Below are 23,254 nucleotides of genomic sequence, written 5' to 3' on the forward strand. Positions count from 1 at the left end.
TCATACCCTCCTTTTCATGGAAACAACTTCCACTCTGTCTGAGCAATCTTCAGCACGGTCTGAAATGTCGGCAATGCTTTGAACCAACTCTTTCAATTCAAATTTATGACCATGTGAGATATCGAGCTTATATATTTGCTTTATTAAACATCGTTCAACATTGTCCGCTTCATGTTCCTTTTGTTCAACAAGCAAAACGTGCTCTTTAACTTTTTCGAGATCTTCAAATAAATCTCCAATTGCAATCTTCAAAGCCTCATATGTTTCGATACAAATGTCAAGAAGTTTCATCAATTGAGAGCTGAGTACATCTGGTATAACAGGATGTTCGAGCTCAAGTATATCTGCAACATACTCTGCCCTGTTCGCAACTTTGTCAACCGATTCTATGACACCAAGCAAATCTCCCCTAAAGTTAGGCAAGAATGCGCCACTATACATCGATGTTTCCGCTTCTCGCCTAATTATGTCCGCCTGATGCTCATAATATCTTACCTTTTCTGCACACTGATCAATTTCATCTATCTCGTGATTCAAGTATTTTTCCACCAATTTTCTCAGCTCAGAAAGTTCGACACTTATCATATCCAGATGGTTCATAACTTTTGCTATAATCTCCTGTTCTTTCTTTCCTGTAATCCAGCCCATATTAACCTCCTCTCAGTATTAAATGGAGCAATACACTGATTATCCCTGAGACAGAGGGCGTCAAAACGAGTCCTAAAATTATCTTGATCTTTGTCTTTCTACTGCTCAATCGCTGACCTCTGCTCATTCCGGTCCCAACAACAGAACCTATTGCCGACTGTGTTGCAGAGACTGGAACTCCTACCATGGAGAAAACAAAAACATTTGTTGCCAATGCAAGTCCAGAAATAAGTGACGAAAAATGATCCAGTACTATTATACTTTTTCCTATGACAAAAGTCATCCTTTTGCTGAAAAACATAATACCTATGGCTATGGAAACACCCCCAAGCAACTGTGCTACAACAAGATTTGACTCGCCTGTGACAAATGATCTGGCGACATTCGCAACATTGTTTGCACCAAGAGAATAAGCACTATAGCACAGTGCCATCAGGTTAGCATACTGTAATACAAGATCTTGAACTCGTACATTCTTCAATTTTCTGAAAAAATACGCAACCAATCTGTATAAACTGAAAGATATTAAAATCGCCGATAAAGGCGTTATAATCCATATTGCAACAATTTTTATCAATATATCCCACCTGATAGTCTCCGCGCCGTTCAAAAAGGCAACACCAATGAGTGAACCAACAACAGCTTGAGAAACAGATGCGGGAGCCTTGATTAATATCATTAAAATAACAGTCAGAGCAGCAGCCAGAGTCGCTACGGCGCTCTGATCTCGTTCAAGAACAGTCAATGTGTTAAGTGTCTCCAGGCCATTTGCCCCACCAACTGTAGCCCCGAGAATAACAAAGATCGCACTAAAGATGCTCGCAGTCCTATAACGAACAGATCCAACAGCAACAAGTGGTCCAAATATACTCGCCGCATCATTTGCACCAAGGATGATTCCTATGAAAATGCCCGGCATTAAATAAATTATGCTCACGTTCTGTCGACCTCCAAAAAAAGTTGCATGAATTTTATTATAACCCTTTGTGAGAAAAGAATTTTCTATTGACATAGCTATAATGTGTTTAGTATAATTAATCAAAACTCAGGAGGGATACCATGTTATTCATAACAATTGGAGAAAGCCCAAGAGATGATGTTGTCCCCGAACTTATAGATATAATAGGTAAACGAAACATTTCTTATAGAGAAATAGGTCTGATAGATAACGTTGATTCAAGACTATACACACCATTAAATTCGCAAGACATTCTTGTAAGTAGAAAACGCGATGGGAGTATTGCATATGTATCGCACAAATGGGTTAGTGAGCGCTTAGCAAATCTCAAATTGAACGATCTTGGCATTTTGTTGTGTACAGATGATTTCGAGAACGATAGATTGATTCTTCCTTACAGAGTAGTCAGATCTTTTTTCAAAGCCTTGCCGAAACTTGATAAAATGACAGTTGTAGTACCCGAAGAAGATCAGCGGGAAAATGCAATTAAGAGATGGAATAATATATCAAACAGGCTTTCGTGTATTGCTTTTTCACCGTATAAACCACAGATGAAAGCAACCAGCTTTGATCTGAGAGATGAACAGTTAGTGTATTTAGATTGTATCGGATTTTCACTTCAACACGAAAAATTTTTCAAAGATCTAACAAAAGGAATAGTTATAAGTGCAAGGAGAATTCTGGGAAATTATCTGAGGTGTCTGATATCTTAAAGGAGGGATTGGTATGAGGAAACTGGCAGCTTTTCTTTTTGCAGTGGTTCTATCCGTTGCAATATTTGCATCGCCAAATTACAACTCTGTGATACGTGTTGGGTCTGATCAAAATCCTACAACAATGGATCCTGCCATGTATCAGGATCTGGCTTCGGCCCAGGTTATGAGAAATGTCTTTGAAACTCTTGTTGCTTACGATGCAGATGTAAAAGAAATCCACCCGTTAATTGCAGAATCCTGGGAAGTAAGCGCCGATTTAAAGGAATGGACATTCAAGCTCAAAAAGGGCGTCCGATTTCAAAAGGGAAAATTCCAGAATGGTCGAGAGGTAACCGCTGAGGATGTAAAATACAGCTTTGAAAGAGAAATATCTATCTCTCCTATGGTGAGACTCTATATGGTTGAAAAAGTAGAAGTAATAGATAGATACACAGTAAAAATTGTACTTAAATATCCCTACGCTCCATTCCTAACAGTTTTAACAGATATTGGGGCCGCTATTGTTCCGAAAGAAGAGTGTGAAGGCTGGGGCGAAGAATTCACACTTCACCCTGTTGGAACTGGTCCATTCAAACTTGTAGAATGGGTAAAGGACAGTCATATGGTTTTCGAAAGAAATGAAGATTACTGGGATGAAAAGCCATACCTCAAACAAATTGTTTACAAATTCATTCCCGATAAATCAGTTTTAACCGTTGCACTCTTGAGTGGAGAAGTGGATATAACAAGCGACATCTTAGATCAGGACATACCAAAAGTCAAATCAAATCCAAATGTTGACCCTATAATGGTTGGAGGTTGTAACGTTTATGCAGTATATCTCAATTCTTCAAAGGGTCCCACAACAGACAAAAAGGTAAGAGAAGCCTTCTTTAGAGGAATAGATGTCCAGCAGCTCGTGAAAGTAATCTTTCCCAATGGCACCGCTGAAGCTGCCTACGGGCCTATTCCAACTGGATCATGGGCATACAATCCGAATGTGAAATCATTCTATCCGAATTACGATCCAGAAAAAGCAAAGCAGTTATTGAAAGAAGCAGGATACGAAAATCAACCGGTCAAATTGACTATATATACCCCGGAAGACCCCAATAGAAGGAAAGCTGCTGTGATCATCCAGTCAATGTTGAAAAAAATTGGCTTTGATATCGAAGTTCAATCCCTTGAGTGGGGAGCATTTACCGCCACGACTTCTAAAGGGGAGGCAGACGCATATACAATTGGCTGGACATGGTACCCAGATCCCGAATTTTTTATATTCTACATGTTCCATTCATCCAGAAAGGGCACATATGGCAACGGTGGAGGATACAACAACCCAGAAGTTGATAAATACATAGAGCTTGGAGAATCTTCTGTAGATCAAAACGAAAGAACAGAATATTATAGAAAAGCAGAAGAACTCATCATGAAAGATATGTACTATTTTCCACTCTGGCATAAATTAGTTGTTAATGGAGTAAACAAGAAAGTTCATGGTTATAAACCTTCTCCAGATATGACAATACGCCTCTACGCCCCTGGAACAAACGTGTGGGTTGAACAGTAAAATCCCAAGAGCGCTTTTGCGCTCTTGGATTTCCTGGAGGGTAACATGACAAAATACATCATAAAAAGGCTTCTGCAAGCTATTCCAACGTTATTTTTTGTAATTTTGACAGTGTTTCTCATAATGAAGATGATACCGGGAGATCCAGCGATGGTATTGCTTGGTCCTCAGGCTGGACCAGAAGATATTGCACGATTCAGACAACAACTTGGATTAGATAAACCGGTTATTGTTCAATTTTTCCTGTACTTGAAAAGGATTCTAACCGGCGATCTTGGAACATCGTTAGTGTATAGACAAGACGTGCTATCGCTAATTTTTGAAAGATTACCCACAACGATTATTTTAAGCATTTGCGCATTATTTATAGCTATCGTCATTGGTATTCCGGCTGGAATACTCGCAGCAATTAAACATAATTCGTTTGTCGACTTACTCGTAACTTCTTTATCCTTGATAGGTATATCGATTCCAATATTCTGGTTTGGAATGGTTTTGATAATCATCTTTTCACTTCAACTTGGATGGCTTCCAGCAGTTGGTACGGGAGATTTCTCAAAGAGTATATGGGATGGATTGAGTCATTTTATTCTTCCATCTCTGGCTCTGGGAATACTTTCGACAGGAACAATCGCGAGATTCACAAGATCAAGTATGCTCGAGGTTTTAAACCAGGATTACATAAGAACAGCGTACGCGAAAGGCTTGAGAAGACATCTCATATTATACAGGCACGCTTTGAGAAATGCCCTTATACCTGTCATAACAGTTATCGGACTTCAACTTGGAAACCTCCTGGCAGGTGCTGTTTTAACAGAAACAGTCTTCGCACTCCCTGGTCTGGGAAAATTGATGGTCGATGGCATTTTTCGGAGGGATTATATGCTTGTACAGGGAGAAGTTCTTTTCACAGCAATGATGTACATTTTTGTTAATCTTGCTGTCGATATAACTTACGCATTTATAAATCCGAAGGTCAGACAGACCTACAGAGGTGTTACAGGGTGAGAGTTCCGAACAAGCAAATAATTTTTGGGCTCATAATTATTATAGTAAACATTTTTGCGGCAATTTTTGCACCGTTAATAGCAACTCACAGTATTGATGAAATGGATTTTTCATACATTTTCGCTAAACCAGGAGAGGGTGGACATGTTCTTGGAACAGACGATTATGGAAGAGATATCTTTTCGAGAATAATCTACGGAAGTCGTATCTCTCTCATGGTTGGTGTGATAGCCGTTGGAATAGGCTCACTGATCGGCACTCTTCTCGGCGTGGTATCAGGGTTTTTTGGTGGATTTCTTGATGCTCTGATAATGAGGTTTACTGATGCGTTGCTGTCATTTCCATATGTGCTTCTTGCCATAGCTATGATGGCTGTTCTCGGTCCTGGATTGTTCAACGCAATGCTTGCAATTGGTATCGTAATGGTACCAAGTTTTTCAAGAGTTGTTAGAAGCTCCGTGATCAATGTAAAAAACGAGGAGTTTATTTTAGCAGCAAGATCGATGGGGGCATCAAATTTATGGATAATTTTTCATCATGTTCTGCCCAACATAGTACCGACGCTTATTATATATTCCTCTTTGAATTTCGCTGGCGCTGTAATAAGTGAAGCTACATTGAGTTTTCTTGGGCTTGGCATACAGCCACCAACTCCTTCGTGGGGTAGCATGCTTTCCGAGGCAAAAAATTACCTTCAGACAGCTCCACATATGGCTATTTTTCCCGGACTTGCTATCTTGATAACCTGCCTTGGTTTCAATTTACTTGGCGACGGTTTGCGCGATACACTCGATCCAAGACTGAAAACATAAGGAAGGTGATGATTTTGAAAGAAGTCATTTCAAAGCAAATCGACTCTATAAAAGAAGAACTGGTTAAAATGTCGAAAAAGATATTCGAGCTATCTGAACTTTCTTACCAGGAAAAAAAGTCATCCAGACTCCTGTCAGATTTTCTGGAAAACAATGGCTTCACTGTTGAAAGAGGCGTTGGAGGTCTTGAAACATCTTTTGTGGCAAAAATAGGTGAGAAAAAACCAAAGATAGCCTTGCTGGCTGAGTACGACGCACTTCCCGCTGTTGGACATGCATGCGGGCACAACATGATAGGCGTAATGAGCTGTGGTGCGGCGGTGGGGTTCAAAAATGCTGTGAAAAATATAGATTTTACATTGATGGTGATTGGCTGTCCTGCTGAAGAACACGGAGCAGGCAAAAAAGATCTCATAAAAGCTGGAATTTTCGATGATATCGATGTCGCTATGATGATACATCCAGCATCGATGAGCACAGGTTATGACATAGCTTACGCGATAAAAAGATATAAGATAGAATTTTTTGGTAAATCTGCACATGCCGCTGCTGACCCATCAAAGGGAATTAACGCACTTGACGCAATGATACTCCTCTTTAGCTCCATAGGCCTTCTCCGCCAGCAGCTTCCCGAGAAAGTAAGAATCCACGGGATCATAACCAATGGTGGACAATCTTTTAACACGATACCTGAATACACATCTGCGGAAATTGGAATTAGAGCTCTGACAATGGAAGAAGTAAACTTTCTTGAAGACAAATTAAGGCTTCTCGTTCAGGGAGCGTCCGCGATGAGTGGATGTAAAAATAAAATCACTGTCGAAGAAGAGATGCCCGAAGTTTATGTCAACGTTCCTCTGGCAAACACCCTTGAAAAAAACTACAAATTACTGGGTGAAAAAATAACGTCGAGAACTTATGAACAAGGAGTCGGATCGACCGACATGGGGGCCGTAACACAAATTGTTCCAGCGATCCATGGGTATATAAACATTACAGATGGCAAAGATATACCAACACACACAAGAGAGTTCGCACAGGCTGCCAATTCCGAATACGGCTATGAAGCGATGATCCGGGCAACGAAAGCACTTGCTTTTACGATTTATGATATTTCTTCAAACAAAGAACTTCTAACAGAAATCAAGGAATATTTTTCTCAAAGGAGGAGGGATTTTTGAAACCTCTTCTAACAGTGGAAGATCTCGCTGTTGAATTTAGAATATCAAATTCAAAACTCAGAGCACCTGACGGTATCTCTTTTAGCGTCATGGAAAATGAGTGCGTTGGGCTCGTTGGAGAAAGCGGTTCTGGAAAAAGCGTGACAGCTCTTGCAATAATGAATCTTGTTCCTGCGCCTCAGGGGCGCATAGTCAGAGGAAAAATCATTTTCGAAGGCCTGGACCTCTTGGCGATCAACAAACATCCAAGAGGGACAAAAATAAGCATGGTTTTTCAGAATCCAATGAATTCATTAAATCCAAATATCAAAATAGGGAAGCAGTTAACCGAGGTGCTTCAAGAACACTACAACTTGAATTACAGAGAAGCAATGGAAAGAGTTATACGGGTCATGCAGGAACTTGGCATCCCAGATCCTGAAAAAATGATCGATAGATACCCGTTTGAATATAGTGGTGGAATGAGGCAAAGAACAATGATCGCAATGGCGGTTCTCTGCAACCCAAAACTTTTGATAGCAGATGAACCAACTACGGCCCTCGATGTTACTATTCAGGCACAGATAATACAGCTCTTCAAAAAACTGAAAGAGAAATCAAGAACGTCTATACTTTTTATAAGCCATGATTTGAGTGTAATTTCCCAGATTGCTGACAGAATAATTGTCATGTATGCTGGAAAGATCTGTGAAATCTCACCAACAACTGATCTTTTTAGAAACCCTCTTCATCCATATACAGCAGGGTTAATCAACTCTATACCCGGAGCAAATGAACGAGGCACAAAACTCATGGCAATACCGGGAAATATCCCAGATCTTACAAATCCACCTGAGGGTTGCAGATTTCACCCAAGATGTTCCAGAAAATTACCTATTTGTTCTCGAAAAGAACCACCAGTGATCTTATACGAGCAAAGATCTGTCAGCTGCTGGTTATATGAAGGAGTGAACACCTGATATGCTCAGGGTAGAAAATCTCTCAAAGAATTTTCCCGTGGAATTTGACATATTTGGCAAACCAAAGCGCTTTCTAAAAGCTGTCCAGGATGTCTCTTTTCAGGTAGAAAAGGGTTCTGTTTTCAGCATCGTTGGTGAAAGTGGATCTGGAAAATCCACGATAGCACGTATTTTGAGTGGCATATACAATCCATCCAGTGGAAAAATATATTACGAAGGAAAAATACTCAAAGACGCTAAAAGAATTAAAGACATCCAAATAGTATTTCAAGATCCAGAAACATCACTCAATCCCAGAAAAACTATCTCGTTTATTGTAGAAGAGGGACTTCTGGTTCACAGATCAGCAAGCAGGCTTGAGCGAAAAAAAATAGTCAGAGACGCTATCGAATCTGTCGGGTTGACGTCAGATATTTTGAAAAAATATCCTCATCAACTCAGTGGTGGTCAAAAACAGAGAGTTGCCATTGCCCGCAGTTTGGTGTTAAAACCCAAATTGCTCATACTCGATGAACCAACATCAGCTCTCGATGTATCCGTTCAAGCACAGATATTGAATCTCTTGATGGAGCTGAAAGAACTTTACAGTTTAACGTATATATTGATCACTCATGACCTGAAGATAGTTAATCATCTATCAGATCAGGTAATGGTTCTGTATCTCGGGCAAATCATGGAAATGGGTAGGTGCGATTCGATCATAGAAAATCCCTTCCACCCATACACAAAAAGCTTAATTGAGTCCATTCCAAAACCTGGTGAAAACAATCTTGAAAATTTTTCCCTTTCTGGAGAAATGCCAAGTCCTCTGAATCCGCCGGAGGGGTGCGCTTTTCAAACAAGATGCCCTGTGGCGTTTGAAAAATGTTCCAAAAAACCACCATTAATGAATTTTAGAGGCAGAAAAGTTCGATGCCATCTGTACAATCAGGAGGTGTAGGTAAAATGCTTTCTCAAGTTGAGACAATCACAGAACTTCTGGATAGTCCATATGTAGATGGAAAGAAAGTCTGTGAACTGTTTGAAAATTATCAAGGTGTCAAAGCTGAATATGAAACAATCACAACAAGCAGAGGTAAAACAGACATCGTGAGAATAACTATCGAAGGTCAGCAAAATGATGCTCCAGTCCTTGGAATCATTGGCCAGCTTGGTGGAGTCGGGGCAAGACCAGAAATGATAGGTCTTGTTAGCGATGCAGATGGAGCAATCGCTGCACTGGCAAGCGCGTTAAAGCTTGCACAGATGAAGCAAAAAGGAGAAAATCTTTCAGGAACAGTTTTCGTAGCAACCCATATCTGTCCTCATGCACCCACGATTCAACATAAACCCGTACCATTTATGGATTCACCTGTAGGCGTCAGGCAGGCTTTAAAATTGATGATCAGAAGAAAATTAGATGCTATTCTCTCAATCGATACAACAAAAGGAAACCGTATTGCCAAAAAGAAGGGGTTTGCTATTTCACCAACTGTGCTAAAAGGGTATATACTAAAAGTGTCAGACAATTTGCTTGACATTTATGAACGTGTTACAGGAACAGAGCCTTTTGTACTACCGATAACATTTCAAGACATCACTCCATATGGAAACGGAGTGTATCATATAAATAGTATAATGCAACCATGTACTGTAGCCATAGATGTTCCTGTTGTTGGAGTCGCTATAACAACGCAGGTACCTGTTGCTGGATGCGCAACAGGGGCATCAAGTGAAGTAGACATAGAACAAGCTGCGCGGTTTTGTGTTGAAGTCGCAAAGTATTTTGGCCGGGGCGAGGTTAGATTTTACGACAAAGATGAATTTAAAAAAATTGAATCTCTTTACGGGGATCTGACTTTTTTAGTTTATGCTGGAGAGGAGTGTGATGAATGAATAGCGAGTTGGACAACATAGGTGAAAAAATCAGATCACTCAGACAATCAAAAAAATTGACAGTCAGAGAACTCGCAAAGTTGTCTGGCGTAACTCCCGGCTTAATAAGTCAGATTGAGCATGGCAAAGTATCACCGTCTTTAAGCACTTTAAAAGCTATTCTTTCGGCTCTTGGAGAAACGATAATTTCTCTCGTAGAACAAGATGTTGGAGATCAGATCATAAAAGGTATTGTTAGAAAGGAAGAAAGAAGAAAGGTTATTGTCTCTCCCGGCTTGACTTACGAGCTTCTTTCATCAAAGAATAACGCTTATTCCATGTTCATTTCTTATCTGGAGCCCGGGGCGGATAGTGGGGAATCTTTTTATGCTCATGAAGGCATTGAATCGGGGATAGTTATTCAGGGAGAAGTTGAGATTACTGTTGGTGACAAATCAATTGTTTTGAGGGAAGGTGACAGCATAACCTACCCTTCCACGATACCGCATCGGTGGAAAAATGTTGGAAACGTCACTGCAGTGGGTGTGTGGGTAGTTAGCCCGCCAAGTTTTTAGGAAAATTCTATGGTAATGTAGAAAGCTATTCAGGGAGTGAAAAGATGTTCAACGAGAATTTCCAAATAATAAAAACAGCTATGGATGTAGCAATATTAAGACAGAATATCTTTGCCCAGAACATTGCTAATGCAGAAACACCCGGATACAAAAGAAAATATGTTGTCTTTGAAGAACTTCTCAATCAGGCTATGAGCATGAAGATGAAAACCACAGATGACAATCATATACAAACAGAGAAATCTGTGGTTAAACCTCAGATAAAAGAAGAGGAAAGCTTCTTTTACAGAAACGATGAAAACGGGGTGGACTTAGAAATTGAAATAGCTCAAATGACAGCTAATGGATTAAAATATGAAGTACTCTCGCGCTTGATGAGCAAAAATATTGAATATTACAACACTGTTCTAAGGAGTGCTTGATATGAACGAATTTCTTATCATGAATGTCAGCGCATCTGGTATGACAGCTCAGAGATTAAGAGTTGATATAATATCAAGTAACATAGCCAATTCAGAAACAACAAGGACCGATCGGGGTACACCTTATAGAAGGCGTGTACCTGTTTTCTCAGAATATCTGATAAGCGACGGTAAATCTGCGAGCACGGGCGTGAAAGTTGTAAGAATTGAAGAAGATCCGTCACCATTCAGGCTCGTTTATGATCCTTCACACCCGGATGCAGATGAGAATGGTTATGTAAGTTTGCCTAACGTCAATGTACTCAGAGAAATGGTTGATTTAATAAGTGCACAGAGATCTTACGAAGCAAATATTTCTGCGTTTAATACAACAAAGTCCATGATCAACAGTGCCCTTCAAATAGGGAGGGGTTAATAAATGGTAGACAAAATATCAGGAATAAATCAAGATTTGAATTCATTGAACCAGACCTCAGAGAAAAAGAAAAGCGAAAATGATTTTGCAGAGATTTTTAAGAGCGCCATCAATAAAGTGAATCAAATTCAAAAAAATGCCGAACAGATGTCTGCAGATTTTGCGCTTGGAAAAATCAGCAATATACATGAAGTGATAATTGAGGCAGAGAAAGCAAGCATTGCCCTCAAACTAACAACAGAAGTAAGAAACAGAATAGTTGAAGCTTACAGGGAAATAATGAGAATGCAGTTATAAATTTTTCATCAGCTCATCAAGTCTTTTTTCCAAGCTTTCTAAGGACAGATATTTTTTCCCTATGTCGAAGTTTTGTTTTACTTTTTTTTCGAGCTCTTCTGTTCTGCCGATTAGTCCTGCAAGCTTTTTGGCTGCTTTTTGCAAAATATTTTTGTCTATTTCATAAAACCCGGTTTTTTCGTTCCACACAACTGCATCAGATAAAGATATGAAATCAAATCCAAGAGGCTTTATATCAGTTTTGTAAACAGGATATTCAAAAACAATCAATGGCTTTCTCGCAAAAACAGCTTCAATGAGTTGATTTCCCCAACCTTCCAGAACAGAAGTATAGGTTATTGCATCAGATATCGCGTATATGTCCCAGAAAGAGTAGAATTTCTCTTCTCTGTTTGACCTGTTCTGCCTCAACAAAGGATAAGCAAAATGAGTTTTAACTTTTATATTATCAGCTTTTTTTTGAAGCTTCTGAAAATAGCCAAGCGATTCTTTTTCGGGAAATCCACCAACGACGAAATGAACTTCTTTTTTAACAAATTTTTGAAGATATTCCGCAAAATCCATCGCAATTTCTATAGCTTTCCTCTCAACAATACGCGTTGCATGCAACAAAACAAAATCCTTATCAGATATGCCAAGTTTGCCTCTCAAATCTCTGTTGTAGTCATCTATCACCCACTGTGGTTGATCGAAATCAAAAACATTTGGTATTACAAAAGAATTTACACCTTTGCGTGAAATAAGTTCATTTCTTGCTATATTGTTTATGGTAACATGCACCATATTGCTATTTTTGGGTGGGAAATAGTCATCTAAAATCTTCTCTACAAAACCCATTTGGGAATTAGAATATCTCTCGCGCTCCCAGTAAAAATCATGGTGATGCCCTACAACCTTCACCTTATTTTCCCGCGCATACTGATCAATCGCCACTGCTGCAGCCAAATTGAAACCGAGAGAAAAGATATTGTTGACTATGAAAATATCCGCTGGAGGTGCTTTGGCTTCCAGCTCCGATCTGATCTGTTGAACATATTTCTGAAAGATTCTGATGAAAAATTTCTCGTCAACTGATAATTTTTCAAATGCGTTTCTATGAATCCACAGATTCACCTGATTTCTCATTGATATAGTTGAAATCTGGACTCCACCAACTTCGTACAGATCTCCTGAAATATAGAAAACATCATGCCCCATTTTCTCAAGAACACGTTTCCATTTCGCCATTTCCAAGGAAACACCATCTGTCTCACCAGCTCTGAAATGAACGAGGGCGATTTTCATTGCTCACCACCACTATACATTTTCGGTTTGAGCACTTCCGAAAGATCGTTGAGATGACTTTCTTTTTCTCCATATATTTTCTTCAGAACCATCTTGAATAGAATCTCCAGAACCGCCATTTCTCCAAGATTTCCTCTGAGAAATTCATACTTTTCAAATCTCGCAACTGGACTATAAAGGGCAATATCCACAACACTCGACAGAGGAGAATTTATTCCGGCAGTTACAGCCACTGTTCTGGCACCAACATCTCTCGCAACCTGAGTTGATTTCACGGTATCTCTTATGTTTCCACTATGACTGACTGAGATCACAAGATCTTTCTCACAGAGGCCTGTTGCCACGATAACCTGTACATGGGGATCGTTGTAGCAAAATGAGGAAAAACCAAGTAAAGATAGCAACAAACTACCATACTCAGCAACCACAGATGAAAGTCCTACACCAAAAAATATAGTTTTTTGAGATTGTACGATCCAGTCAGCTGCCTTTTGCAAATCATCCTTTTTGAGAGTCGTCTTCATTCTTTCTGCAAGAGATTTGATCTCCTCCACATATTCATCAAGTGTTTCCATGTTTGTCAGAGGAACAGATTTCACACCACTTGTCTGTCTAATCAATTCTATTTTAAATGCCTGATATCCTTTGAATTTCATCTTCTTAATTACTCTGTATATAGTGGTTTCACTAACATCAACGACCCTTGCAAACTCAGTTATAGAATAATGGATCACATCATCAGGTCTTTCAAGTATATACATCGCTACTTTTTTCTCTGAATCGCTCAATCTGTCGAATATTCCAAGAAGGTAATCAAATATCACCCAAACCACCTCTTTGAAAACGACGGTTTAAGCTGCAAAAATACACCCAATTGTTTCTCGATAACCTCCTCTGCAACGCAGTCGTCAACCCCCCGGGTCTCTTCAACAAAGCTGGCTATTCGGGCAAAATAAAACGGAAGTAAATCAACTATCGCCTGCTCATCAGCAGTTTTTTTATAATGAAGAGCAACCTGATAAACAATTTCAACCCAATCATCAACTTTTATCTGCCCTGAGTTAACAACGGAATCAACTATTTTCCACGGCAAATAGGATATATGTTCCAGCCTGTTTTTCAAAAAGTTTCGCGCTTTTTCTTTCAAACCGGGAAGATCTATCACGATTTTCTCCACAATCTGGTTGGGCTGCTCCCCGTACACATAACACTTTTCAACTTTGTTGACGTTCTTCCATTTATCTTCATAAGCCAGCATCAAATCAAAGAGAGTCTGTACAACTTGAACAAACATATTTTGAAGATGCTTACCAGGATCTTTAACATCGTGAACTTTTGCTCCAAGAGCCGCTTGTAAAGGCTTTTTGTTTGATTCATTTATGGCAATTGTTGTCATCCAGATATCTATACCAAATCTTGCCACGTTTGTCTGCCAGGTATCGACTGGTTTTGAAAGGTAAGTTTCTATTAATCTGCGTCCGACACCGAAATCTCCACCTATGGGCTGGCGAATTTTTAATCCGTACAGAACAGAGGTCAGCGGATAACAGATATTGTTCGTTATGGTTCCGTCATATTTATGTCTCAGATAAAACGGCGCCACGTAATCTGTCTTCCCATGAATAATTGGTGATGCGAGCCTTTCTATCCACCACGGCTGAACACTTCGCAAATCTGAATCAAGCATTATAAAGACTTCTGCTCTCACCTTGTGTGCAACTTCTAAGAGAGCTCTAACAGCGCTACCTTTTCCAGCTATACCCCTGTATTTGAAAGACATTTTTTCCACTCCAAACGTATCACTATTCATGAATGCATCGATAGTGCCATCAGTAGAGCCTCCATCAGAATTAACTATCAAAGCCTTCAAATTGAGATCCAGACAACCTTTTGCAGCTACACTTGCCACATTTGCTATTGTCTCAGCATTATTGTAACTCGGTATACCTACCAGTACATCATATTTCTTTAAATCATGAACCTCATTGACATACTCCACAATCATTCCTCCTCCATAAGTTCAACTATGTAGTCAGAAATTCTTTTCTTCGATCTTACTTCATTTAACTTCCAGACTAATTTCTCTGGAAGCCTCCCTTTAAGGAGAGGCAGAGATAATTTCAATTCCAGCATGGTTCTGTACAGAGTAAAAAACCTGTGCAGTAAAAAGCGATATTCTTTTGTGTTTTTTTCTATGTTTTTCAATTTGGTTTTCACATTTTTTATCTCTTCATTGATCTTGTTTATTTTATCTTTAATCGCTTTCTGCATATTTGCAGACGAGGTCTTTTTACCAGCCCTGGAAGGAAAAGAAGGAAAATCGACAAATCTGACTAATACTGAATTTTTCTCCCCAGCAGTTTTTCTCGGATTCAAAGGAACTGTTGAAATCTTTCCAGGAAGAATATGTTCAACAATCTCATCAAAAGGGTTATAAACAAAAACTTTACTTTCTTTTACACAAACCCACGGTAATTTACTCAAAAAAAGGATTTTATTATTTCTACAACAGCTGTTATTCTTCAACTCTATCTTTAAAGGCTGGTCATCAAACAAATTGAACCATTTCATAAACTCCGTTGATTTAACATTTACATTCACATCACATACAGCAAGCTCAAATCGTGTTGTTCTATCACATTTTGCACCTGGAGCATATATGAGGGGTCCGGCATCACCAATCCTTCCTTTTACATTCTTTTTTGCAATCCACTCCACAGAACGGATCAAAGTTACGGACAGTTTTGAATCATCAATTCTGTAACTTCTTAATCCCTTAGCCATAAGCGCAACAGTTCTGCCGGGAAATGAAAGTGATACAAAACCCTGAAAGGGGTATTCATCAACCTTTCCAACTTCTCTGGCAGCAATCAACACATGCTTCAATCTTTCAAGAAGCTCTTCATCAATAAATTCATATGTTTCCTTTTCACGCCGGACTATTTCAAATGGCATTTTGGCAAACACTTCTGAACCGCTATTTTTCATCTTTATCGAAAAATTGAGCACATAATTTTTTCCTTTTGAAGTGGTTACTATACTCCATTTGATTAAGGGTGTTTTGTCAAAAACTATCTTTTCTTCTGTTTCTATTACGGCATTTCTTGATCTTAGCTTCCTTTTCATTTTGATGATCTTGTGGTTCAATCCAGCACTTTCAATTTCTATAGATTTAACAGAGCATGAAAAATCAAGAGGGCTGGTAAAACTCGAATAACTATCTCCTGCTTCCTTAAGCAGCTCCAGATATCCCACACTAAAGTCATTTACCTTCATAATACCGTTATTTTTCAATTCTGCCCTGTAAAAATCGTTTTTCCATACAAGCGTATTATCATTTCTGTAGCGGTCAACTTTTTCTATTCTGTAAAAACCTACTCCTTTGCTTTTCAGAAAAAAGCATCTTCTGCCATCACAGTACCAGTTATTATATTCATGCGGAGAAAAGCACAACGCATAAGAGCCACTCTTGAAATTCGATGCACCTAAATAATTGCCTATCTTACTCAAAAGAAACTTTTTAAGATCTCTATAGAGTTCTCTATAGGTTTTTTCCATGTTCTCATGGACTTTGTCTATCGCAACCCCACAGATATTGTCATGTATGAGTGTTTTCAAATATCTTCTCCACAAATCTTCTACAGATTCGCCGCCGAAAATTGAGAGAAAGTCACAGTACCTGAGCATTTTCTCAATATAATAAGCTTCTACTTTCAGATAACTCCTACTCGACAATGTCCCGGGAAAGACACAGGCATATTTACCACTTAACATTTCACCTCTCACAACAGGTATGTTCAATGATTCATCAATATGGCTCAAAAAGATTTCTGGAGAAGATCTCACAGTCTCACCATTCCGGCTCAGTAATTCAAACGGATCTTCGGGAGACAAATCAAGATCATACCCATCAAGTAGAGGTATCTGTTTCGTTAAAGAAAATGGTTCAAGCTTTTTTATTTCATGGATCAATCTCTTTTTTGCAATATCTTTCGTCAAAGAAAGTCCGTACAGATTTCTATAACCTCCTATGAGGAAAACACACAAAACTCTCGAGCCATCAATAGATTCATGAACAAATTCTATCGTTGGATTCTCAATGCCAACGCCTCTCCACAAAAAAACCGCTGCTATTCCATACATTCTGAGCAATTGAGAAAGTTGAGAAATAAAGCCAAAATTGTCGACCATCCAGGCAATTTTCGGTAAATCTCCAAATTTCTCCATATCTTTCAAACCAATCTCAAAATTTTTTATAATAGCTGCTTCTGAAGCTATTCGAAAATCTATCTGCGAATACACCGGACCAATTATCAAATTTCCTGATTTAATCGCTGCAACTAATTTTTTTTCAAACTCAGGAAAATTCTCCAGCAAATCCTCGATTATGAGTGTCTGACCATCAAGAACAAAAGTATATTCAGGGGTTTTCTCGATGAGAATAAAGAGCCTTTCAAAAAGTTCCCTCAACCATGAATTCGTGATATTCGAGGTGGCAAACCATTCCCTATCCCAGTGTGTGTGGCAGATAATGTGATTCAAAATTCAATTCTCTCCTCTGTAACAGGATTAAAAATGTGAATAAAAGGAAGGTCAAGATGAACCTGTACCAATTGTGATTCTTTAAAAGACACATCCCCGGGAACCTTGACTACTATTTTTTTGTCATCAGCTACAGACAGATGTATCACTGTCTCGGACATCAGCTTTTCTACAAAATAAACACTTGCTTCAAATCCAATAGAATCTTGCCTTTTTTCAACAGAGATATGTTCTGGCCTTATACCAACAATTACTGATTCAATTCCTGGATCTTTTTTCAGAGGTATTTGAAGGCCAAATCCTTCTGCAAAAAACTTATCTTTGTGAGAAATAACTTTCATGGGTAAAAAATTCATCTGAGGGGAACCAACAAAACCAGCTACAAAAAGTGTCCTGGGTGCTTTGTATATTTCCTCAGGTGAACCGTACTGTATGATCTTACCAGCATTCATGACAGCTATCTTATCCCCCATTGTCATGGCTTCTGTCTGGTCGTGTGTAACATAAATAGTTGTAACTTTGACCTGTTCATGAAGTTTTCTGAGTTCACTTCTCATTTTTATTCTCAAAAGAGCATCAAGGTTTGATAAAGGTTCGTCCATCAAAAGTACCCTTGGTTTATGCACAATAGCCCTCGCAACAGCTACTCTCTGCCTCTGTCCACCTGATAGTTGAGAAGGATACCTATCGAGGAGTTCAGAAATATGCAACAAATCAGACGCCCAGCGTACTCTTTCTTCTATTTCCTTTTTGGGAACTTTTTTCAATTTCAAAGGATATGCAATATTTTCTTTTACTTTCATGTGAGGCCAGACAGCATAGCTTTGAAATACCATAGCTACATTTCTGTCTTTCGGTGCAAGATTCGTAATGTTTTTACCATCAAAGAGAATTTCCCCCTCTGTGAGTTTCTCCAAACCGGATATGCATCTCATTAAAGTCGTTTTTCCACACCCGGAAGGTCCAAGTAAGACGACGAAAGATCCCTCTTCTATGGAAATATCTATCCCATCAAGCGCTTTCACATTACCAAAATATTTCTTCACATTTTGTACAACCACTCTTGCCACTTTTATCACCTCGTCATTTCAGAGAAATTCCCCACATAGATATAAGATATTTTCTTATGATAAATATAAAAACCATAGCAGGCACAGCCATAATTGTCCCGGCCGCAAATTTGAAATAATCTGGAGACGCCATCGCCGTGTTCAATATATGAGCAGGTAGAGTTCTATCAGTTATAGCCAGTACAGATGCTGCGAAAACCTCATTCCAAGACATTATAAAAGCAAAAATAGCAGAAGCTGCCAGGCCCGGCAAAGCAAGCGGAATTGTTATTTTCAAAAAGGCTCCGAATCTTGAAAGACCGAATATCATGCCAGCTTCTTCATATTCAACAAACACACCGGAAAATATACTCGATGTTATCAAAACGACGAAAGGAAGTATCATGGCTGCATGAGCAAGTGCGACACCTATCATTGTATCTGCCAGATTGAATCTCAGATATATTGTCACAAGAGAAACTGCAATAACAACAAGTGGTATAGATCTTGTAAAGAGCATCGTAAGTTTTATGAAGTTTTTTCCAGGAAAAATATATCGGGTAACCGCGTAACCAGCAGGGATACCAAGGGCAAAAGAAACAGCTATAGATATCAACGCAACTTGAACACTTGTTAGCAACGCCCTCCATCCTCCGAGGTTCACCAGTAATTTGTATATATGTTCAAATGTCAGTTTCTCAGGAAAAATCCTATCCATTTGATAGAACTCAGACGCCGGTGTCAGTGAAGCAAGAAAAACAAAAAAGATTGGCCCAATAAACCACAGGCATATTGCCGCAAAGGCGAGCACGTAAAAGAATTTTCTCATGATCTGACACCTTCTTCTAAATGTTTTGAGCGAATGGTGCCTATGTAGAACCATCCTATTACAAAGGTCAGTACAGCTATGATCAGAGCATAAGTGCTTGCGATATTTCTGTTATTCATAAACACATACCAATAATAAGTTTCTCCTGCAAGTACTGTGATATCTCTTCCCGCCAGAAGCCAGACAACTCCAAATATTTGAAAAGCGAAAAGCGTTCTCACAAGAAGAGCTGAAACAATCGATGGTTTAAGCAATGGTAAAGTAATCTTGATGAATTTTTTCCACGCCGAAAAGCCAAAGATATCTGCTGCTTCAAGATATTCAGTATTTATAGATTGAAGTCCCGCCAGCAAAATTACAAAGACGAGGGGTGTGGCTCTCCAAACTTCCGTCAAAATTACAACAAGAAACTCCCTCGATTTGAAAAGATACCCGAAGAAATACAAAGGCCTATCTATCCAGTTAAGCTTCAAAAGAATTTTATTCAAATAACCATTTGGGGCGAATATAGAATAACTTATCAATGCAGCGGTAACATCACTGAGAGCTAATGGAGTGGCTATTATATACAAAAGCGATTGATAACCTTTCCACTTCTTATTTACCAGCAAAGCCAGCATTATTGCAAAAACAAACTGTACAGGAATAATAATTAACCCGAGAATAATAGTGTTCAAAAAAGCATTTTGAAAATCTTTTGAAGAAAAAACATACCTGAAATTCTCAAGCCAGCCTTTCTCATTAGTAAAAGCTAATTGAAATGTACCAAATATAGGATAACCAATGAAAACTGCAAGATACGCCAGAGCAGGTAAGATAAGTAACATAGGGGTTATACCTTCTCTTCTCACACTCTCAACTCCCAATCCAAAAGCAGGTGGCGAAAGCCACCTGCAAATCATCAAAACAGGCTTGCATCTGGTTCAGGCAGAGGTGCATCAACTTCTATAAACAGCTGTCTTATCTTCTCTCCAAGTTCACCTATCACTTTTACTGGATCTTCGTCGTTGAAAACAATTCTGGTGAAAGCCAGGCGGTAGGTTTCGCTGAACTCTCCGCCTTTTGCTCCAAGTCCTGGTATGAAGCAAACAACAGAATCTTTCGCCGCAGATTGATTAACAACACCCTGAGCAAGCACCTTTAAAGCCCCTTCGGGTATCAAACCTGCTGCTTCTTGAACAACGGGGAAGAATCCAACATTTTCTAAAATAGCTATCTGTGTTTCTGGGCTGGTCAAAAAGTCCAGAACCTTTAAAGGTTCTGTCATGTCGACATTCTTTGGAATTGCTATACCTGCGAGAACAATAATATACCCTCTGCCCATAGGACCCCTTGGAACAGGTACGACAACAAAATCGTTAGGTTTTTCAACTATGGCTTGTTTGATTCTTGCCGTGTGATCCCAGGCAATCAGTACTTCATTCCTGAGCAAGGGCTGATCCATGTTATCCCAGGTTGTACAGGCTGGATGCACATATTTGAATAATTCCTTCAGGTAATTCCACATTTCAATAGCTTTCACACTATCAAATTTAACAGCCTGAGCACCTGTGTAAGATGGGTATATATAACCATGCAAAAACCTGTGCCATAAACCTTTCGGTCCAAGAGGAAATCCAAGTTGAGGTTGCCTGGTTTTTTCTTGCATATTTTTTGCCCATTGTAATAAAGCATCATAGGTCCATTTTTCAGTTGCATTTGTCACATCTTCCATTGTCAATCCTTTCGGCAAATATTCGAAAGCTTTTTTGTTGATTGCCATCGCATAGGTTGCCTGTAACCATGGTATAAATACCTTTTCTTTTCCAACGTAAGTGTACTTTTCGAAAGTCTGAACAAATGTTTTTCCACTCAGCAAAACTCCCGACAAATCGGCAAGCAATCCGTTGGCGCCCATCGTGTAAAGTCCGCTCTGCAAATCTGCCACCAAATTCAAAACGGGTTTACCTGCTTTTTGTTCGGCCTCCAATCTGCTGAGCAAATCAGTGTACTCGAAATTGAGAAATTCAACATCCACACCAGAGGCTTTCGAAAATTCACCAAGTTTTCTGATCATAAATTCACGTTCTGCCGCCGGTGTCATCTGGGTCGAACCGAAGTTAACTTTTGCAAAACTGAAAACCACAAGCGCTGCCAAAATCATCACAATTAAAAAACGCCTCATGAAAGCACCCCCTTTATAGGTGAAAATGTTTTTCATAAATTCAGAACAAAAGGAAAATTTTCTACCTATTTTCTATCACATGTTACATTATATGTCAATACCATTAACATAAATTGGTATAGTTTTGCAAAAAGTTTGATGACCACTACAAATGTTGAGAAAATATTATCTCGTGAAACAATATGATGAACATTCGTAGAGATACAGGTCTGTAGAGAAATATCATTTCAAAAGCGAGGAATAATATTCAGACAATCACTATTTGCTCAATTTCTGACTTATCTGAAAACCTACTACAATATGGAAAGAGCCCAGGTAGATATGCAGATTGCCGTTATTCTACTTCACTACCTCTTGCATAGCTATAATAAATATGATAGAATTCTATTTGGTCGCCGGGGTGGCGGAATTGGCAGACGCTGCGGACTTAAAATCCGCTGGAGGGAGCCTCCGTGTCGGTTCGAGTCCGATCCCCGGCACCAGATGGAGATAAAAAGTGATCTTTTGAAGATATATGCGTTGCGGGGTGGAGCAGTCTGGCAGCTCGTTGGGCTCATAACCCAAAGGTCGCAGGTTCAAATCCTGCCCCCGCTACCAGAGATTAACAAAAACATTTTTAAGAACTCGTGGCTCCGGCATGCGTCGGAGCGTTTTTTTGTGAATACACTAATCCTGAATAAATTGACAAAAATCGCGAAAACTCAGGATGATGAAGATAAGCAAATTATAAAATCAAAAGTACGAGTGATATCATTGTATGTGCTTTAGCTTTTTATCTTCACCTCAATTAATGGTGCGACTATATCTTGTACATAGAGATATAAATCCTTCTCTTTGAATCTCATATTTTCACATTCAAAGGTTTGCCTTTTTAGATAATCAGAATATTTACAGATTGCCAAATGGTGTAGAATAACAGTGTTAACTGTTTGGATTATATGCGTAGTTATTCGGGGGGGAATAATATGGGAGAGAACAAATTAGAACAATTTCTCGCAGGGGCAGAAGAATTCGACTTAAAAAGTATAAAAACGAAAAACCGTTTGTTAAAAAAGAAGATCAAAGCACTAGAAAAATACCTTTTATATGCAAGAGAGCTAAAACTCTCCTAAGCGAATTGAACGAATTGGAATTGGTCCATAAAAGCTTGGCAACGTTGGATTCAGAGACTCTCTTTAAAAAAGCAAAAGAATTAAAATCTCAGACTGAACAGATGAGAACACTGGTTGCTCTTCTATCCGAGCATATCGAACAACTAAATAAGATAGATGAAATGATGGTTGAAAACAAGAAACTAGCACACATTCTTGAAGACGCAATGAGCGTTGATTTAAACAACTTGAAACAGGAAAACCACCATCTTGAAGCTCTCATTCCAACGTTGCAACAAAATGTTGATCTTCTGGAGTCATATAAAAAGCTGTCAGAGGAAATAAAAGAAATGAGAAAAGAGATTAAGGATAACGATTGATTTCCAGATAGCAACAGCTTTGATGGAGTTGATCTTGCTCAAGTTCGTTTTTTATATAAATGATTTTTAGCTGAGCAATAAAATTGTACTACTGAAAGAAACCAAGATCGCAAGTGAGTTAGTTGCCATATCCCTACCAGCGCAAAAATTCAATAATTTTTTAAATTAATCTATTTTCGATGATCACAACTATTTATGTGCCCACCATATTCAACTTGACTTCAAATTTTGTGGTATGGAATATATTTTTTGCACGAATTAAGAGCTTTTGTTTTCATCGTTACTTGCTTCATACAGAGAAACCGCAACAACAATTAGAATTCATATAACGAAAATACTGACTTTCTTTACTTCAATACTAATTAAAAGAATTAGTCTTATGCATCTTCCCAACAAAGATCGGGTTGGTATGTTATCAAACTATCTGAACACTCTTAAAAATAAAATCCAAAATCATTATCGAACTTTCTCAAGAAATATCGCGATTTAGCCCTGTTTGATAATTTGCACATTCATCCTGC

24 protein-coding genes and 2 tRNA genes are annotated in these 23,254 nt (G+C 38.9%); 16 read left to right on the forward strand and 10 right to left on the reverse strand.

Going from position 1 to position 23,254, the window contains the following annotated elements; genetic code table 11:
• Positions 1–648, reverse strand: coding sequence for a TIGR00153 family protein (locus TEL01S_RS00345; RefSeq protein WP_012002121.1), 648 nt, complete (start codon positions 646–648; stop codon positions 1–3).
• 1 nt (position 649) lies between these two features.
• Positions 650–1,585: an inorganic phosphate transporter gene (locus TEL01S_RS00350; protein ID WP_012002122.1), complete on the reverse strand. Its 936-nt coding sequence runs from the start codon at positions 1,583–1,585 to the stop codon at positions 650–652.
• A 122-nt stretch (positions 1,586–1,707) separates the two neighbouring features.
• Here TEL01S_RS00350 and TEL01S_RS00355 point away from each other — a divergent pair, with 122 nt between their 5' ends.
• The 12 genes from TEL01S_RS00355 to fliE are packed head-to-tail and all read left to right on the forward strand — an operon-like array spanning position 1,708 to position 11,394.
• Positions 1,708–2,319, forward strand: a complete 612-nt coding sequence (locus TEL01S_RS00355; protein WP_012002123.1) for an AroM family protein — start codon at positions 1,708–1,710, stop codon at positions 2,317–2,319.
• Positions 2,320–2,332: 13 nt separating this feature from the next.
• Complete coding sequence (locus TEL01S_RS00360; RefSeq protein WP_012002124.1) at positions 2,333–3,871, forward strand: ABC transporter substrate-binding protein; 1,539 nt, start codon at positions 2,333–2,335, stop codon at positions 3,869–3,871.
• A gap of 45 nt (positions 3,872–3,916) precedes the next feature.
• On the forward strand, positions 3,917–4,879 hold the full coding sequence (locus TEL01S_RS00365; protein ID WP_012002125.1) for an ABC transporter permease: 963 nt from the start codon (positions 3,917–3,919) through the stop codon (positions 4,877–4,879).
• On the forward strand, positions 4,876–5,691 hold the full coding sequence (locus tag TEL01S_RS00370; protein ID WP_012002126.1) for an ABC transporter permease: 816 nt from the start codon (positions 4,876–4,878) through the stop codon (positions 5,689–5,691). The genes TEL01S_RS00365 and TEL01S_RS00370 overlap by 4 nt, the downstream gene beginning before the upstream one ends.
• Before the next feature lie 8 nt (positions 5,692–5,699).
• The gene (locus TEL01S_RS00375; protein WP_038051422.1) at positions 5,700–6,872 is read left to right on the forward strand and encodes a M20 family metallopeptidase; all 1,173 of its coding nucleotides are present in this window, start codon (positions 5,700–5,702) and stop codon (positions 6,870–6,872) included.
• The gene (locus TEL01S_RS00380; protein ID WP_028843574.1) at positions 6,869–7,831 is read left to right on the forward strand and encodes an ABC transporter ATP-binding protein; all 963 of its coding nucleotides are present in this window, start codon (positions 6,869–6,871) and stop codon (positions 7,829–7,831) included. Before TEL01S_RS00375 ends, TEL01S_RS00380 begins: the two co-directional genes overlap by 4 nt.
• Position 7,832: 1 nt before the next feature.
• A complete protein-coding gene (locus TEL01S_RS00385) occupies positions 7,833–8,771 on the forward strand; it encodes an ABC transporter ATP-binding protein (RefSeq protein ID WP_028843573.1) in 939 nt (312 codons plus the stop codon).
• Positions 8,772–8,776: 5 nt separating this feature from the next.
• Positions 8,777–9,706 carry a DUF1177 domain-containing protein gene (locus tag TEL01S_RS00390; protein ID WP_028843572.1) on the forward strand — a complete coding sequence of 310 codons (930 nt, stop codon included), beginning with the start codon at positions 8,777–8,779 and terminating at the stop codon, positions 9,704–9,706.
• On the forward strand, positions 9,703–10,260 hold the full coding sequence (locus TEL01S_RS00395; protein WP_028843571.1) for a cupin domain-containing protein: 558 nt from the start codon (positions 9,703–9,705) through the stop codon (positions 10,258–10,260). Before TEL01S_RS00390 ends, TEL01S_RS00395 begins: the two co-directional genes overlap by 4 nt.
• 44 nt (positions 10,261–10,304) lie before the next feature.
• Positions 10,305–10,682, forward strand: a complete 378-nt coding sequence (gene flgB, locus TEL01S_RS00400; protein ID WP_028843570.1) for a flagellar basal body rod protein FlgB — start codon at positions 10,305–10,307, stop codon at positions 10,680–10,682.
• 1 nt (position 10,683) lies between these two features.
• The gene (flgC, locus tag TEL01S_RS00405) at positions 10,684–11,097 is read left to right on the forward strand and encodes a flagellar basal body rod protein FlgC (RefSeq protein WP_012002133.1); all 414 of its coding nucleotides are present in this window, start codon (positions 10,684–10,686) and stop codon (positions 11,095–11,097) included.
• A gap of 3 nt (positions 11,098–11,100) precedes the next feature.
• Positions 11,101–11,394 carry a flagellar hook-basal body complex protein FliE gene (gene fliE / locus TEL01S_RS00410; RefSeq protein ID WP_012002134.1) on the forward strand — a complete coding sequence of 98 codons (294 nt, stop codon included), beginning with the start codon at positions 11,101–11,103 and terminating at the stop codon, positions 11,392–11,394.
• Here fliE and TEL01S_RS00415 read toward each other — a convergent pair.
• From TEL01S_RS00415 to TEL01S_RS00450, 8 genes are read right to left on the reverse strand one after another with little or no spacing between them, the layout of a single operon-like run.
• Entirely contained in the window at positions 11,389–12,678 is a 1,290-nt protein-coding gene (locus tag TEL01S_RS00415; protein ID WP_028843569.1) for a glycosyltransferase family 4 protein, read from the reverse strand. The two genes, fliE and TEL01S_RS00415, sit on opposite strands and share 6 nt — an antisense overlap.
• Complete coding sequence (locus tag TEL01S_RS00420) at positions 12,675–13,502, reverse strand: MurR/RpiR family transcriptional regulator (protein WP_028843568.1); 828 nt, start codon at positions 13,500–13,502, stop codon at positions 12,675–12,677. Before TEL01S_RS00420 ends, TEL01S_RS00415 begins: the two co-directional genes overlap by 4 nt.
• Positions 13,499–14,683: a glycosyltransferase family 2 protein gene (locus tag TEL01S_RS00425; RefSeq protein WP_028843567.1), complete on the reverse strand. Its 1,185-nt coding sequence runs from the start codon at positions 14,681–14,683 to the stop codon at positions 13,499–13,501. The genes TEL01S_RS00420 and TEL01S_RS00425 overlap by 4 nt, the downstream gene beginning before the upstream one ends.
• Positions 14,680–17,220 carry a glycoside hydrolase family 38 N-terminal domain-containing protein gene (locus tag TEL01S_RS00430; RefSeq protein ID WP_012002138.1) on the reverse strand — a complete coding sequence of 847 codons (2,541 nt, stop codon included), beginning with the start codon at positions 17,218–17,220 and terminating at the stop codon, positions 14,680–14,682. Before TEL01S_RS00430 ends, TEL01S_RS00425 begins: the two co-directional genes overlap by 4 nt.
• The gene (locus TEL01S_RS00435; protein ID WP_012002139.1) at positions 17,217–18,290 is read right to left on the reverse strand and encodes an ABC transporter ATP-binding protein; all 1,074 of its coding nucleotides are present in this window, start codon (positions 18,288–18,290) and stop codon (positions 17,217–17,219) included. The genes TEL01S_RS00430 and TEL01S_RS00435 overlap by 4 nt, the downstream gene beginning before the upstream one ends.
• Before the next feature lie 13 nt (positions 18,291–18,303).
• Complete coding sequence (locus TEL01S_RS00440; protein ID WP_012002140.1) at positions 18,304–19,098, reverse strand: carbohydrate ABC transporter permease; 795 nt, start codon at positions 19,096–19,098, stop codon at positions 18,304–18,306.
• Positions 19,095–19,949, reverse strand: coding sequence for a carbohydrate ABC transporter permease (locus TEL01S_RS00445; RefSeq protein ID WP_012002141.1), 855 nt, complete (start codon positions 19,947–19,949; stop codon positions 19,095–19,097). The genes TEL01S_RS00440 and TEL01S_RS00445 overlap by 4 nt, the downstream gene beginning before the upstream one ends.
• 50 nt (positions 19,950–19,999) lie before the next feature.
• On the reverse strand, positions 20,000–21,262 hold the full coding sequence (locus TEL01S_RS00450) for an ABC transporter substrate-binding protein (RefSeq protein WP_012002142.1): 1,263 nt from the start codon (positions 21,260–21,262) through the stop codon (positions 20,000–20,002).
• 394 nt (positions 21,263–21,656) lie between these two features.
• Between TEL01S_RS00450 and TEL01S_RS00455 the strand changes: the two genes are divergently transcribed.
• The 4 genes from TEL01S_RS00455 to TEL01S_RS00465 all read left to right on the forward strand — a co-directional run bounded on the left by TEL01S_RS00455 (position 21,657) and on the right by TEL01S_RS00465 (position 22,733).
• Positions 21,657–21,744: transfer RNA gene (locus tag TEL01S_RS00455), tRNA-Leu, on the forward strand.
• 38 nt (positions 21,745–21,782) lie between these two features.
• Positions 21,783–21,859: transfer RNA gene (locus TEL01S_RS00460), tRNA-Met, on the forward strand.
• 368 nt (positions 21,860–22,227) lie between these two features.
• Complete coding sequence (locus TEL01S_RS11000) at positions 22,228–22,374, forward strand: hypothetical protein (protein ID WP_161632322.1); 147 nt, start codon at positions 22,228–22,230, stop codon at positions 22,372–22,374.
• Positions 22,375–22,409: 35 nt separating this feature from the next.
• On the forward strand, positions 22,410–22,733 hold the full coding sequence (locus tag TEL01S_RS00465; protein WP_161632321.1) for a hypothetical protein: 324 nt from the start codon (positions 22,410–22,412) through the stop codon (positions 22,731–22,733).
• The last annotated feature ends 521 nt before the right edge of the window (positions 22,734–23,254 follow it).

Source organism: Pseudothermotoga elfii DSM 9442 = NBRC 107921 (genome assembly GCF_000504085.1).
GTDB lineage: Bacteria > Thermotogota > Thermotogae > Thermotogales > DSM-5069 > Pseudothermotoga_B > Pseudothermotoga_B elfii.